Genomic DNA, 14,781 nt, shown 5'->3' with positions numbered 1-14,781 from the left:
TTCGCATACTTCTATGAAGTTCTTCCACGTATGAAGTTGTGGGGTTAGCGGCTTTCTGAACCGTCAGCTTCGGTAGCGACAGATACGTCAGATTCTTCAGCATCTTCAGATTCCTCGCTCACCAGCGCCTCCTCCGGTGCCGACACACGCCACGCCAGCCACACGCCCAAAGCGTACAGCGGCAGACCCATCACCAAACGGGTAGCGCCCAGCGCCTCCACATTATTCGCAAAATACAGGGGCACCTGCACGGCAAGGCGCAGCATCATCAGCACGGTAATAATCCAGGTGGCCAGCATGTACTGGCGCAGACGCACCGGGTTCTGACGCCAGCTCAACGCCTCGCCACGAATGACCGCGAAAATCAGACCCATCAGCGGCCATCGCACCAGCATCGACAGCAGATACGCCAGAATGTACACGCCGTTCGTCCAGAAACCGACCACAAAGTAGTCACTCGCGTTACCGGTACGGTACGCCGCAAACGCACAGATTGCCACGCCCACCAGACCGGTCAGCGCGCTCACCAACTTAGAGCCCTGCACCAGACGGACCAGCGTGAACACACCCGCCGCAGCCAGCGCCGCAATCAGGGACAGGTTCAGTTCCTTCGTCACGGTGAACAGCACCAGGAACGCCACCGCCGGCAGCGAAGACTCCACCAGGCCGCGCCAGCCGCCGATAGCGTGCAGAATATCCACATCACCGTTGGCGGTGCGGCGCATATTCGCGCCCATGGAGGCGCTCAGGCTCTGCGCAAACTGGTTCCCCTCCCGCGCAGGGTCAGTTGCGGGGTTAGCGTTCGGGTCGGGCTGGGTCGAAGACTGCTCAGCGCTCATATTTTCCCTTCTCAGCAAAGAATTGCGGCACAATCTCATAGCGCGGGTTGTAAATCACCGGCTGATGCGCCCTCACCGACACCACGCCGGAACAGCGCAACAGCGCACCGGCAAGCACGCCGGGCACCATCCGCTGCCCCTGCCACTTCAGCAGAATCCGGTCCCCCGGGTTGAACGGCGCATAGGGCGGGAACGACACCTCGTGCTGATCCTGCACCGCCACGGTCGCCAAAGACGCCGTGTTCAGGTGGTGTTGCTTCTCGGAATCCTCGGACTCCTCGTCGAAATCCTCACCGGGCGGCTCCACAATCGGCATGCCAATCAGCGCCAACGGGCTCGACCACTGCAGAGGCTTCGACTTCGCCACCACCAGCTCGGCACGGTACATCGGCTTATCCTGCAGCGCAGGCAACCACACCTGCTCCACGCGTCCGGCAAGGCGTACGCGAAAGCGCTCGGGGTACCCGGGAGCAAGAATCTGCTCCTCCGGCACCGCGAGCGCACTCGGGTAGTTCGAGAACTCAGGCATTAGCCAATCTCGGTAATCTCAGGGCCGCGGCGAGGCATCGGGCGCAGCTTGCTGTGCTCGTTCTCGGTCTCTTCTTCCACGGCGGGCTCTTCCTCAGCCACAACCAGGTCGGCGGGCAGAGTCATGGGCAGCAGTTCGCGCGGCGGGCGCGGGTCGTCGCCACGGTCCACCACGACGGTGCGGAAAACTTCCTCCACGGATGCGGCAGCCTTGTCGTCACCGAGCACAGCCGCGCCGGAAATCACACCGCGCAGGAACCAACGGGGGCCGTCCACGCCCACGAAGCGGGCGATGCGCTCGCCGGGCTGACCGTCCGGGGTGAAGGCGGGCAGGCGGGTCAGCATCTCGGCACCGAACACGCCGGCGTAGATTTCGACGTTGCCGCCCTGGGAGGCGACGGACTCGGTCAGGTCGTGACGGATGTCGTCCCAGATGCCGGTGGTGCGCGGTGCGGCGAATGCCTGCACCTGCAGGGTTGCGCCGTCGCGGGTGATGGTTGCGGCGATGACGGCACCGGTTGCGTCGTCGGTTTCGAGGCGCAGGTTCATGCCGTCGAGCAACTTGATGCGCAACGCGCCCAGGTCGACGTAGTCTTCGAGGTCTTCGGCGGTGACTTCTTCAATGTCGTGGGGGCCGTTGACGCGGTCGTACTTAATGACCTCGGGAGAGTTCTCCTCTTCCTTCAGCTCCTCAACCTCGACGTTGGTCTCTTCGACCTCTTCGGCGACAGCCTTGTCGATGGCGGCCTTTTCAGCCTCCTCGGCGCGCTTCTTCTTACCAAATCCGAACATGGTATTCCTACTTTCACCGCACGCAGGGTGCGGGGGGGGTTCTTCTCTTCTCTCGTGCCGTTTCGCGGTGAGAGCAGACTAGTGGATTCCGCTGGAGCCGAAGCCGCTGGAGCCGCGTTCGGTCTGATCCAGTTCGTCCACCACGGTAAAGGTTGCGTGCTCGTACTTCTGAATGATCAGCTGGGCGATGCGGTCGCCGCGCTGCACGTGGAAGGACTTGGTCTTGTCAGTGTTGAGCAGGGTGACCATCAGCTCGCCGCGGTAGCCGGAATCAACGGTGCCGGGCGCGTTCACAATGGTGATACCGTTCTTGGTCGCCAGGCCGGAGCGCGGGTGCACCAGGCCAACGTAGCCTTCGGGCAGGGCGATTGCCACGCCGGTGGGTACCAGGGCGCGTTCGCCCGGCTCCAGTTCGAAGTCGATGCGGGAGCGCAGGTCAGCGCCAGCGTCGCCGGGCTTTGCGTAAGCGGGTGCGGGCAGCTCGGGGTCGAGCAGCTTAATGTGGACGTTTACGGGGGTCATCATGGTCAATACTCTAACCTTTCGCGGGTGTCTGTGCCATTACCTCGCGCTGTGTTGAGGCTCTACTGCGGGGTGTTTGGGGTGCGTGTTCGCGTTCAGCACGTGCCGCGGCGTGCCGTGCTGGGTACGACGCGGCGCTGTTTGTGTGTGTGCGCGCGGCTTTCACATACTCAACGGGGCGGGTGCACTCGGCACTCGCCCCGTCATGAGGTGTATGTCGGGTGGGTGTTATCCCTTCCCTAAAGTTTTAGCCCTCGCACTCGATGCAGTAGGACAGGCCGCCCTCTTCGCGCGCAATCTGCGAGCGGTGGCGCACCAGGAAGCAGGATGCGCAGGTGAACTCGTCGTCCTGAGCGGGCAGAACAACAACGTTCAGCTCCTCGTTGGAGAGGTCAGCACCGGGCAGCTCGAAGCTTTCTGCTGCGCTGTTTTCGTCTTCGTCCACCGCACCGGACTGCATCTCGGAACGGCGGGCGTTCAGCTCCTCGTAGGACTCTTCGTTCTGCTCTTCGTCCTGCTTGCGAGGTGCATCGTAATCAGTTGCCAAACTTTCACGCTCCGTTGGTTCTGTGGCTGTGTGTTGGACTAGGCCACGCTGGTTTAATGAGTGCTCTAGGTGCCGCTGGTGTGTATTTAACCCCGACGGCATGCCAGGTATTGTTCACCATTGGCACCCTATTTGTCTAATCCTGGGTAGGCTTTGGACTGTTTAGGCGTCACATTCTAGCTTTTTCGGTGCGAAAAGTACATCTTTTTTTGGTGAAAATCCCGCCTCCGCTACTGATTTACCGCGCTTTCACGGTACCCTGGTAGGTAGTTTGCGTTCCGTGCAACACATTCACGAACGCGTCCGGTTCACCTATGGAGGTTCTCATGCTTGAACTGCGTCTGATTGGCGTTCACGATGACGGCGAAAATCTGGTGCTTGAGTCTGCTGACGGCACCCGCTTCTTGCTGCCGATTGACGCGAACCTGCGCACGAGCATCACCAAGGCTCGCCGTATTCAGCCCGCCCGCGGTCTGGGCGCTAAGGGCACCTACGGTCCGCGCGATATTCAGACCCGTTTCCGTCAGGGTGCCTCCGTTGAGGAAATCGCTGAAGAGTCCGGTTGGGAGCCGGAGCGCGTGCGCCGCTACGAGTGGCCGATCGTTGCTGAGCGTGCCCACATTATTCGTGCCGCTCAGAGCGTGAAGATTGGTCGCCGTAGCTCCGCTTCGGGTACCGCACAGATTCCCGTGACTCTGAGCGCCCGCATTGAGGAAGTCTCCGAGCGTTACGGTTTTGAGGACGCAACCCAGGACTGGACCACCCGCCAACAGGAGAACGGCCAGTGGCGCGTTGAGGTTGATATTGCACTGAAGGATTCGGTGCGTCAGAACCTGCCCGCGCAAGTCGTCTTCCCCGCACGTTGGGTGTACAACCCAGCGAACCAGGGCCTGTACGCGTCGAATGAGGCGGCGTACTTCCTGATGGGCAATAGTGAGGATGCTGTTGCCGCCGCCGCGAAGAAGGCTCCCGTGGAGGTTCCTCCCGCCCGCCTGCCGAAGGCACCCGAGCCCGCACCGGCACCCCTTACTTCCTCTGAGAGCGCTGATGAGCGTAAGCTCAAGGAGCTTCTGGAACGCGCCCGCTCGGTGCGCCCGGCGCAGGTTGAAGAGCCCGAGGTGTTCGTACACCGCGAGTCTGCTCAGCCCGCTGAGCCTGTAGCACCGGCTGCGCCCGCAGAGGCTCCGAAGGATGAAGAGCCCGCAGTTGAGGCTCCCGTAGCGCCCATTGCAGAGCCTGCAGCACCCGCAGAGGCTCCGAAGGCTGAGGCTCCCGTAGCTCCGGTACCCGCCGAGTCTGCATCTGCTCGAGGCCCGCTGACCGGCGCACCCGCCGCACACACCCCCGCGGCGCATCCGGCACCGGAAGACTACAGCGAACACGCACCCGCCGCAGAGCCTGCTGAGGCTACTGAGGCACCGGCTGAGGCACCCGCTACTGAAGCACAGACTGAGCCCGCCTCCGAAGAGAAGCCCAAGCCTTCCTCCTCGAAGAAGCAGCGCGTGAGCGTTCCGGCATGGGATGACATCATCTTCGGTAGCCGCAAGTAGCGACCGCCCGCCCGCGCAAGGGCACCTAGACAAAAGCTTCTAGACAAAAAACCGCTGGTTATTCACCCGAATAACCAGCGGCTTTCGTTTATCCTCCAGCGTTTTAGAAGACTAGTACTTTAGAAAGTCTTGAGCATACGCAACGGCACCAGACGCTCAGCGTCCGTCAGCGAACCGTGCTGACCAACCATGTGCAGGGCACGCTCCTGATAGTGGCGCATATCGTACAGCGCCCAATCGTCGCGAGCGCACACCATCAGGTCACCAATGCGGCCGCGCGCCGCATCCGTGATGACCGGGCCGAAGTAGCCGGCACGCATCAGCTCGCGAGAGTCAATCACCCAGGCGCGCTCGCCCCAGTACTGCGCCCAACGCTGAGCGGTGGCGGTACGTGCCGCCTCCGAGGTGTCTTCCAGGTACAGGTGCACGGCGCGCGGTTCACCGGCGGTCATGGCGATATTGCGGGTCAGTTCCTCCACGCCCGAGTAGTCGATGCGCTGGTGCTCGGGCACGTTCACCATGCCGTGATCGGCGGTGACGAAGAGTGCCGCCCACGCGGGGGCGCGCTCCGCCAGACGCTTCAGCGCCGAGTTCAGTTCCTCCAGCTGCTGCAGCCATTCGTCGCTGCCCACGCCGTAGCGGTGGCCCGCCGCGTCAATCTCGCCCCAGTACAGGTACACGGTGGTCGGGGTGCGGCTGGAGAGCGCCTCCAGGGCGTAGGTGACGCGGGCGTTATAGCCGACGGCATCCACGAAGTCGCCGCCGCGCAGCGCCGCCTCCGTCAGGCCGGTACCGCGGTACTTACCCAGCGAAATGGTGAGCACGCGGCGGTTCGTATGGTGGCGTTCCAGCACGGTCGGCAGCGGCTGCCAGGCGTGCGGGTCCACCGACTGATCCCAGCCGGACAGGTGGTTCATGACCGAGCCCGCTCCCCCATTACCTGCCGGGTTACGCACCTCGTAGCCGGCAATGCCGTGCGCTCCGGGTGCCGTACCGGTACCCAACGAGGTCAGGGAGGCGGCGGTCGTGGTGGGGAACGCGGCGTCCAGCGGGCCCAGGTTCAGGGTCTTACGCAGGGCGGGCGCGTAGCCGCCGTAGCTGTTGAGCAGCTGCTCGCCCAGGCCGTCCACCATGATCACACAGACGTGACGGAAAGACGCCGGATCAACATCCTGCTCCGCGAGGCGGCCGGCAAGGTTCAGCGGGTCGGCAACAGCGTGGAACGCCGGGTCGGAATCCAGGGCGTGCGCGGGGCGCGCCAGGCTTCGCTGAGCCACCAGAGAGGAGGCGGACTCCAACACATCGGCGATGCTATTGCTGCCGTAGGCGGGCGCGGGAGGCAACGGCTCGCCCAGAACATCGTGCAGGGTGGTCTGTACCGTCATAAGGTCCTCTCAGGGGTGTGGCGGGTGTGTGAAAGTACGGGGCACCACGCGGGATTTATACTGTGCGGGCTGTTATTGTGCGGCGAGCGCTACCACCGGTGCTTATCGGTGGTGATTATCGGCGGGTTGCGTACATGCGGGCACGGTGCAGCGCACGCGCAAAATGCTGCGCACGCTGAACCGACTCCGGGCCGTCAGCGGTCGCAGAAACACGCACTGCAATGTCCTCACGGCGCGCATCGCCGGTGAAGCCGTGGTCGGCGTTGCACTGCGGATCCTGACAGCCGGCAGGAGCCAGCTCCATGTGTAGCGAACCGGTCCAGGCAATCTGGAAGGAAATCTCAGTCGGGGCGGTGCTACCGGCGTTGTACGCCTGCGGCTGGCTGAAACCGTAGCTGATGGTGACCGCGTTCAGGGCGCTCAGGTGCACCGCCTCCACGCTCACATGTGCCACGGTGCCCTGCGCGTCACCCTCAAGGTGCTGGTCGTCCAGGTGCGCAAAGATGACGTGCTCACCGCAGAGCACCATCACGGTGATGTGGCGGTGAAAATCATCGCGTGAGAAGTGGGTTTCATGCTGTACGAAGTGCGCGTCCGGGTTCATGCCCGCTAGCGCGTCATCCACCACTTCCAGCACGAGGTCGGGGTAGAAACCGGCATGCTTAATGTCTGCGACCAGTTGCTCGCGTTCGGGGGTGGTGGCGTACATCGTACCTCTTTCGTGCGGTGCCCTCATGAGGCGACGTCGGTCGGCGCACACGATGAGGGCGGTTAGGTATTACTCCCCTCTACCTTAGAGGGTTCCAGCCGGGCTGTGCTACTTGACCACGCTAATACAGGCTCATATGACGGTGTGCAATCCCCCGGTACGCTTCGGTCACTGCCCCGCAACCGCCTTGGCGCACCCCACAGATGACGCCGACCAACCAACCCGTCTCATCCGCTGCCACCCGCTAAAATAGGAGGAGCGAAAACACACCGACACGAGGAGATATATGGCTCGCCGATCCAAATCCACCGTCAGCGACTACCCGGTGGATGTGGTAGAGAATATCGTCGACATCGACGTATCCGCCGAGATGGAAACCAGCTTCCTGGAATACTCCTACTCGGTGATTTATTCGCGCGCCCTCCCCGACGCCCGCGACGGCCTCAAGCCCGTGCAGCGCCGCATCCTCTACATGATGCAGCAAATGGGTCTGCGCCCCGACAAGGGCCACGTCAAGAGCGCCCGCGTGACCGGCGAGGTCATGGGTAAGCTCCACCCGCACGGCGACGCCGCCATCTACGACGCGATGGTGCGCCTCGCCCAGCCCTTCGCGCTGCGCCTGCCCCTCGTTGACGGTCACGGTAACTTCGGCTCCCTCGACGACGGCCCGGCAGCCGCCCGATACACCGAAGCACGCATGGCGCCCGCCGCGCAGGCACTCACCGCGGACCTCGAAGAAGACGTGGTTGACTTCGTACCGAACTACGACAACCAGTTCATGCAGCCCTCCGTGCTGCCCGCAGCGTTCCCGAACCTGCTCGTCAACGGCACCACCGGCATCGCGGTCGGCATGGCAACCAACATGGCGCCGCACAACCTGCGCGAGGTCATCGCCGGTACCCGCCACCTCATCGCCCACCCCGAGGCGACCCTCAAAGACATCATGAAGTTCATCCCCGGCCCCGACCTGCCCACCGGCGGCACCATCGTGGGTCTGGGAGGCATCCGTGACGCTTACGAAACCGGCCGCGGCACCTTCAAGACCCGTGCGAAGGTCTCCATCGAGCAGGTCAGCCCCCGCAAGCAGGGCATTGTCGTCACCGAACTGCCGTACATGGTCGGCCCCGAAAAGGTCATCGAAAAGATCAAGGACGGCGTCAACTCCAAGAAGCTCACCGGCATCTCCGACGTGGTCGACCTGACCGACCGCACCAACGGTCTGCGCCTCGTCATCGAAATCAAGAACGGCTTCAACCCGGAGGCGGTGCTCGCCGCCCTCTACAAGCACACCCCGCTTGAGGATTCCTTCGGTATCAACAACGTGGCGCTCGTGGACGGTCAGCCGCAGACCCTCGGCCTGCTCGACCTGATGCGCGTGTACATTGACCACCGCCTGAACGTGGTCCGCCGCCGCACCGAATTCCGTCTGGGCAAGCGCACCGACCGCCTGCACCTGGTGGAGGGCCTGCTCGTGGCAATCCTCGACATTGACGAGGTCATCCAGATCATTCGTGAGTCTGATGAGACCGCTCAGGCACGCGAAAAGCTGAAGGTCGTCTTCGACCTGACCGACACCCAGGCGAACCACATTCTGGAGCTGCGCCTGCGCCAGCTCACCAAGTACTCCCGCCTGGAACTCGAAGCAGAACGCGACACCTTGCAGCAGGAAATCGCAGAACTGCAGCGTATCCTCGGCTCCGATGCGGCGCTGCGCGAACTGGTTTCTGACGAGCTCGCCGAGGTCGCCGAACGCTACGGCACCGACCGCCGCACCCAGCTCAAAACCAAGGACGACATGCAGGTTGCCATTGAGGCAGTCACCGCGCAGTCCAAGGCGAAGAAGAGCCTAGGCCTCGCCCTCGAAATCGCGGACGATCCCTGCTGGGTGCTACTTTCGGCATCCGGCATGATGGGACGCACCCCCGGCAAGCCCATCCGCGAGGCGCTCGTGGATCCCGGCAAGCGTTTCAAGCACGACGTGTTCACCTCGATTGTGCCGACCACCGCGCGCGGCGAGATCGGTGCCGTGACCTCCGCAGGACGCATGGTGCGCCTGTCCGTCATGGACATTGTGGTGCTGGACGAGAACGGCGGCACCCCCTCCATGGCGTCGGCGGTGAAGGCCGCCGAGCTGGTTCAGCTCGCCAAGGGTGAGAAGCTGGTCGCCCTCGTACCGCTGAACACGGTGCTGGCGCTGGCAACCGCGGGCGGCGTGATTAAGCGCCTCAACCCGGATTACCCGCTGAACCAGACCGAGTGGGACATCATGAAGCTCAAGGACGGCGACGAAATCGTAGCCGCCGCCCCCTGCCCCACCGACGATGCGGTACTCACCTTCGTCACTCGCGACGCGAAGCTGCTGACCTTCGACGCAGCAAAGGTCCGCCCGCAGGGACGCACCGGCGGCGGTATCGCAGGCATCAAGCTTGCCGACGGCGACCGCCTCATCGCCCTGAGCGTGACCGCGCCCGGCGACGCGGCGGAGGTCGTGACCGTCACCAACGGCAAGGATGGCCTGGCGAGCGCCAAGGTCACCGCCCTGAGCGAGTACCCGCAGAAGGGCCGCGCGACCGGCGGCGTGCGTGCGCACCGATTCCTCACCGGTGAGAGCCAGCTGGCTCTGGCGTGGGTTGGCGTGGGCCCGGCGAAGGCGGCGTCCTCCGGCGGTGTGGCTCGTTCCCTGCCGACTGAGCACGGTGCCCGTGACGGTTCCGGTGTGATGCTTACTCAGAGCATCGGCATTGTGGGCCCGAACTATGCGGCTGTTTCTGCTGAGCTGGCGGTTAGCCCGGAGGGTGAAAAGCTCTTCTAGGCGCGCCGTTCACGGCCTTTCGACCTCATGTTGCTAACGAAGCCGGGGGTGAAGACACGTTGTGTGTGTCTTCACCCCCGGCTTTTATGTGGTGTACCTTAAGTAACACAGCACACATTTATTGACGCATTGTTCTTAGAGGATTTGTCGTGCTTGATTTACTGTCCGTCACACCAGAGTTATTTATCGTGCTCCTGCTCGCTGCCTTCTGCGCGGGATGCATTGACTCTGTCGTGGGCGGAGGCGGCATGATCCAGCTCCCCGCCCTACTCATGGCGCCCGGATTCTCCCCCGTCGCCGCCCTGAGCACCAATAAAGTTGCCAGTTCCATGGGCACTTTGACGAGCGCCTCAACCTATATTCGCTCGCTCAAAATCCCGTGGAAAATCCTGCTCCCCGTAGCGTTCGTGGCGTTCTGCGCCTCCGCCGCCGGCGCGTACTGCGCCACGATCCTGCCAGCACATATTTTCCGCCCTGCCATTGTGGTGGTTCTAGCCGCTATCCTCGTCTTCTCAGTGCTACAACCGCGCATACCTCGCGGGCAGCCTCGCGTGCTCGCAACCTCATCGTTCCTAGTGCGCGGCTTTGCGCTGGGTCTGATTCTGGGCGGCTACGACGGCATCCTCGGGGCTGGCACCGGCGCGATGATGCTCGTCGCCCTGCAGATAGCTATGGGCTACGATATGCTCCACGCTACCGCCGCCGCCAAGGTTCTCAACACCGCCACCAACCTCGGCGCGCTCCTCTACTTCATTCCGCTGGGCTCGATTCACTGGCTCCTCGGAATCGCCATGGGATGCGCCAACATGGCGGGAAGCTGGGTTGGTGCCCGCACCGCAATTCACCTGGGCGAGCGATTCATTCGCCGCGTGCTCGTTATCGTTATGACCCTCATGCTGCTGCGGTTGAGCGCGCAGATACTCGGTTGGGTCTAATGCCACGAGCCTATCCGCACAGATATATATCCATGAAGAGGAATGCCCCGGTACTTTCACGAAGTACCGGGGCATTCCCATGCACACTATGTTTTCTGAGGCGTCCTTTCGGGGCGCATCATCAGCGCGCCCCGCCGCCTGATAGAGCACAACTGCTAGAGGCGAACCACTTCATCGCAGCGGGCAATATCCTCAGGACGGTGCGACACCAGAACCGTAGCCACGGAGCTGGAGCGGGTCGCCGAATCCAAGTCAGCCATCAGCGCGCGGGCAGACTCAGCATCCAGGTGCGCGGTCGGCTCATCCAGCAGCAGCACCGGCGAGTTCACCAGCAGGGCACGAGCCACCGCCAGACGCTGACGCTGACCACCCGACAGGAAGGAACCGCCAGCACCCACCGGGGTGCGCAGGCCCTGAGGCAGAGCGTCAAACCACTCGCCCAGACCCACACGGCGCAGAACCTCAATCAGCTCTTCCTCGCTCGGGCGATCCGAACGGTCACGAGCCAGCATCAGGTTACCCTCAAGGGTCGACTCGAAAATATGAGCCGCCTGCGGACACCATGCCGCGTAGCCGCGCAGCTGCTCGCCTTCCAGGACCTCACCGGAAGCCAGCACACGGCCGGACTCCAGCGGCAAAAAGCCCAGAACGGTTGCAAGCACCGTAGACTTACCGGAACCGGAGGGGCCGGTCACCGCAGTCCAGGAGCCCGCACGGGCGTTCATGTTCAGGTCGGTGAAGACCGGGTGATCCATGCCGGGCCAGCGGGCGGCAGCGTCCTGCAGACTCAGGGCGGGATCAGTCTCAGCGACCTTCACGCCAAGCTCCTGCGGGGTACCGCAGCTGACCAGGGTGGGTTCGCCGGGCTTCGGCGGGCGCACAGCCTTAGAATCCGCCTTAGCACCAGATTCGGGGCGGTCAAAGCGGTGAGCACGCTGACGGTCAGCCTCCAGTAGCTCCTCCATCTCGGCCTCCGCGCGGGCACGCAAACGCTCAACACGACGCGGCAGAACGTGGGTGTCTACCTCAGCCTCAGTCGGCACGGAACGCTTCAGGGTCGAAGTCGCAACAACACCCTCCAGGGATACGTCACGCACACTCGGGGCAATCGTCGCGAGCAGGCGGCTGAACGCGGGCCAGGAGCGGACCGCCTCAACATGGCCCAGGGAGCTTTCCAGCATGCCGGTGCACAGCAACACCACAATCGCCGCTTCGGGGGCACGCACGGTGCCGTCAACAGCCAGCGGGTACGCAATGACTGCGCTCGCCAGAGCCGCACCGAACCAGCTCAGGGTCACGAGGGTACGGCCCACACCCTGAGCGGTTGAGCCCTTCTGCAGGGCGGACAGGTTCTCGGCATCCAGGGCGCCGTTAGCCTTCTCAGCGGTGGTTGCCACGCCGTTAGCGCGCAGGTCCTCAGCCGCCGAGAGCATGCCGGTACCCAGGCGTAGCATCTGCGCGGTGGAGCGGCGAGCCAGCGCCTCCGCACGGGCATCGGCGCGGAGCACAATCCACGGAGCCACAAAAGTGCTAACCAGCACGGCAAGCAGAACCGGAATCAGAGCCTGCGGCAGAATGCACGCGGTCGTAATCAGCGCCGCGATCATGACCAGCAGGTGCGCAGCCGGCGGAATAATAACGCGCGGCACGCCGTCCCGCAGCTCATCAATACCGCCCACGAGGCGTTCGAGCAGCGCGTCACCACGCAGCAGGGCACGAACGCTGCTCACGCTCTGCCATGCGCCAACCCAGGCGCGCAGACGCAGAATATTTGCGGCGGCAAGAACCTTCGAATGGGTCATCAGACGCTCAGCGTAGCGGGCGCAGGCACGACCCAGGCCGAAGAAACGCACGCCCACAATGGCGACCATCAGGTACATCATTGCCGGGCCCTCGGCGGCGCGAACAATCAGCCAGCCGGACAGCGCGGTCAGTGCCGCAGCCATCAGGGAAGTAATCGCAGCCATGATGACCGGGCCGGTTGCGGCGCGAACACCAATACCGGTCAGTTCCTTCAGGGTGCGCAGGCTTGCGAACAGGCCGGCAGGCTCGGCTTCCTCGGTCTCGGCAGCTACGGAGGCGCCCGCCGGGGCGGTGCTTTCAGCCTCGTACTCTTCCCTGTCCTTGAGCAGGTGCGCGGGGGCTTGCGCGGGAACCGCAACGCGGGCGGTGTTCGCCTCGGCGGTCCAGGTGTAGCCCTGGGCGGTCTGCACGGCACGAACGAGAGTATCGCAACCAGCGGCGAGCTCCTGCTCGTGGGTCACGATCAGCACGGTTGCGCCCAGTTCCGCCAGGCGGTGCAGGGCGCGGGTCACCAGGTATGCCGAGTAGGCGTCCAGGTGCGCGGTCGGCTCATCCACCAGGACGGTCAGCACGGTCTGCTCACCGCCGGCACGGTAGATAGCCTCGGCACGAGCCAGGGTACGTGCCACGGCGAGGCGGCGCGCCTGACCAGCACTGAGGGCACCGGGCTCAAGATTGGTGAGCTTCTCCATGCCCAGCTGAGCCAGCGGGCCAACCAGCAGCGCGGACTCGGCATCAGTGACGGACAGCTTCTTGGAGTCCATCGCTTCACCGAGCAGAGCGGCTGCACGCTCACGCTCCGCCTCGGTAGCGCTGAGCGCATAGAGAGCCATTTCGGTCTGCACAGTCGGCGCGGTGAAGACCGGCGACTGCGGAATAACCGGGGTGGTTCCCAGACCGGTCACGCTACCGGTCAGGTGCACGGGCTCCTCCGAGCCGGTGGGCACCAGACCCTCGCGTACTGCACCGGAGAACACGTTCAGCAGGGTGGACTTACCGCAGCCGGACTCACCCATCACGCCGATAACCGCGCCGCGTGCGTCCTGGGCGGTTTCAGTCTGGGCGGTTTCAGTCTGGGTGTTGCCAACGCGACGGTCCAGGTTCAACGATAGGTTAGTCAGCACGGCAGGACGCGCCGGGTAGCTCACCGACAGGTCCTCAACGGCGATGGTGGAAGGCTGAGCCTTCTGCGCTGCCGAATCCTGCGCATTCGAGTCCGCAGCGGCGGCGGGCAGGGGCGCATCAATAATCTTCTGGGCGCTACGCAGGGCGGCAACGCCGTCCTCCGACTGGTGGTAGGCGGCACCCACATCACGCAGCGGCTGGTAGCATTCGGGAGCCAGCAGCAGCACGAGAATTGCGGTGTCCAGGCCCAGGGTGCCGTTGACCAGGCGCACACCAATCAGCACAGCGATCAGCGCCACCGAAATGGTGGTGATGAGCTCCAGCGCAAGCGAAGACATGAAGGCGCTACGCAAAGTCTGCATGGTGCGTTCACGGTAACGCTGGCCGAGGGCGTTCATGGAGCGGGTCTGTGCACGTTCACGGCCCAGACCGATAATGACGGGCAGGCCGCGCACCAGCTCCAGAATATGGTCGGAGAGGCGGTGCAGTTCAGCCTGAGCTTCTGCGGTTTCGTCGCGGGTGTTCTTACCAATCAGGATCATGAACACCGGAATAAGCGGCAGGGTACACGCCAGGACCATGGCGCTCATCCAGTCTAGGGCCGCCACAACAACCCAGAGGATAAACGGCACAATCGCGGTGGACACGAACGCGGTCAGGGTCTTCGTGTAGTAGTCATCCAGGGCGTTCAGGCCGCGGGACAGCAACACAGCGGTCGCGCCGGTACCTTCGGGGGTGTCTGCGCCACCGGTGGCGAGCACGCGCTTGAGCAGGGCGGAACGAATCTGAGACTTCGCTCCGGAGGCGGCACGCTGCGCGCTCACAGCCAGCAGGTAGTCGGTACCCGAGCGGACAAGCAGGGCAGCCACGGCGACCGCAATCAGGCCGGGGGTAATGGTGTCTGCGTCACCGAAGAGCCCACCGAGGCCGAGCAGCCAGCCGCCGTGCGCCTCCAGCTGCGCCTGCGCGGAGCCCGAGAACTCAATGTAGGCGCGGTACACGTCCGGGGCGCTGGTCTCTTTGAGGCGCGCGTGCTCGGCGGCAACAGCGGCGAAACCGGCGTGTGCCGCGCGGGCAATAATCACAGCCAGGGCGGCGCTGAAAAGCACCGTCGCGAGGGTGTGCACGGCGGTGATGACACCGAACGTGCTGAGGGTTTTACGGGCGTCAGGGCCCAGGGGCGGGCGGCGGTCAGCGCGGTCATTGCGCTTTCCGTCGGTCACCTCTGGTGCCT

The 14,781-nt window shown here is 63.9% G+C and carries 11 protein-coding genes; 3 read left to right on the top strand and 8 right to left on the bottom strand.

Going from position 1 to position 14,781, the window contains the following annotated elements:
- Positions 1-44 precede the first annotated feature (44 nt).
- The 5 genes from O3675_RS00135 to O3675_RS00115 form a co-directional block, all read right to left on the bottom strand.
- A complete protein-coding gene (locus O3675_RS00135) occupies positions 45-839 on the bottom strand; it encodes a DUF3159 domain-containing protein (protein WP_070634404.1) in 795 nt (264 codons plus the stop codon).
- Positions 829-1,368: a hypothetical protein gene (locus O3675_RS00130; protein WP_049340596.1), complete on the bottom strand. Its 540-nt coding sequence runs from the start codon at positions 1,366-1,368 to the stop codon at positions 829-831. The genes O3675_RS00135 and O3675_RS00130 overlap by 11 nt, the downstream gene beginning before the upstream one ends.
- The gene (locus O3675_RS00125) at positions 1,368-2,159 is read right to left on the bottom strand and encodes a DUF3710 domain-containing protein (protein ID WP_070593494.1); all 792 of its coding nucleotides are present in this window, start codon (positions 2,157-2,159) and stop codon (positions 1,368-1,370) included. Before O3675_RS00125 ends, O3675_RS00130 begins: the two co-directional genes overlap by 1 nt.
- 78 nt (positions 2,160-2,237) lie before the next feature.
- On the bottom strand, positions 2,238-2,684 hold the full coding sequence (dut, locus tag O3675_RS00120) for a dUTP diphosphatase (RefSeq protein ID WP_049354821.1): 447 nt from the start codon (positions 2,682-2,684) through the stop codon (positions 2,238-2,240).
- A gap of 244 nt (positions 2,685-2,928) precedes the next feature.
- Positions 2,929-3,228, bottom strand: a complete 300-nt coding sequence (locus O3675_RS00115) for a DUF4193 domain-containing protein (RefSeq protein WP_005506382.1) — start codon at positions 3,226-3,228, stop codon at positions 2,929-2,931.
- Positions 3,229-3,554: 326 nt separating this feature from the next.
- On the opposite strand from O3675_RS00115, the gene sepH reads away from it, so the two are divergent.
- Positions 3,555-4,778: a septation protein SepH gene (sepH, locus tag O3675_RS00110; RefSeq protein WP_294633500.1), complete on the top strand. Its 1,224-nt coding sequence runs from the start codon at positions 3,555-3,557 to the stop codon at positions 4,776-4,778.
- A 119-nt stretch (positions 4,779-4,897) separates the two neighbouring features.
- On the opposite strand, the gene O3675_RS00105 is transcribed toward sepH, so the two are convergent.
- Together O3675_RS00105 and O3675_RS00100 are read right to left on the bottom strand one after the other, a co-directional pair.
- Complete coding sequence (locus tag O3675_RS00105; RefSeq protein ID WP_371570126.1) at positions 4,898-6,163, bottom strand: alkaline phosphatase family protein; 1,266 nt, start codon at positions 6,161-6,163, stop codon at positions 4,898-4,900.
- A 115-nt stretch (positions 6,164-6,278) separates the two neighbouring features.
- Entirely contained in the window at positions 6,279-6,872 is a 594-nt protein-coding gene (locus O3675_RS00100; RefSeq protein WP_005506389.1) for a DUF5998 family protein, read from the bottom strand.
- Positions 6,873-7,158: 286 nt separating this feature from the next.
- On the opposite strand from O3675_RS00100, the gene O3675_RS00095 reads away from it, so the two are divergent.
- The gene (locus O3675_RS00095; protein ID WP_371570124.1) at positions 7,159-9,684 is read left to right on the top strand and encodes a DNA topoisomerase (ATP-hydrolyzing) subunit A; all 2,526 of its coding nucleotides are present in this window, start codon (positions 7,159-7,161) and stop codon (positions 9,682-9,684) included.
- Positions 9,685-9,833: 149 nt separating this feature from the next.
- Positions 9,834-10,619, top strand: coding sequence for a TSUP family transporter (locus tag O3675_RS00090; protein WP_049326951.1), 786 nt, complete (start codon positions 9,834-9,836; stop codon positions 10,617-10,619).
- A gap of 155 nt (positions 10,620-10,774) precedes the next feature.
- Here O3675_RS00090 and O3675_RS00085 read toward each other — a convergent pair whose 3' ends face one another.
- Positions 10,775-14,770 (bottom strand): ATP-binding cassette domain-containing protein, encoded by a 3,996-nt coding sequence (locus tag O3675_RS00085; RefSeq protein ID WP_371570122.1) that lies wholly within the window; start codon positions 14,768-14,770, stop codon positions 10,775-10,777.
- Positions 14,771-14,781 lie beyond the last annotated feature (11 nt).

The sequence above is a fragment of the Rothia sp. 27098_8_27 genome (assembly GCF_041432805.1).
Lineage (GTDB): Bacteria > Actinomycetota > Actinomycetes > Actinomycetales > Micrococcaceae > Rothia > Rothia mucilaginosa.
The sequence above is the reverse complement of the archived record's forward strand: the minus strand, read 5'-3'. Positions and strand labels throughout refer to the sequence as shown.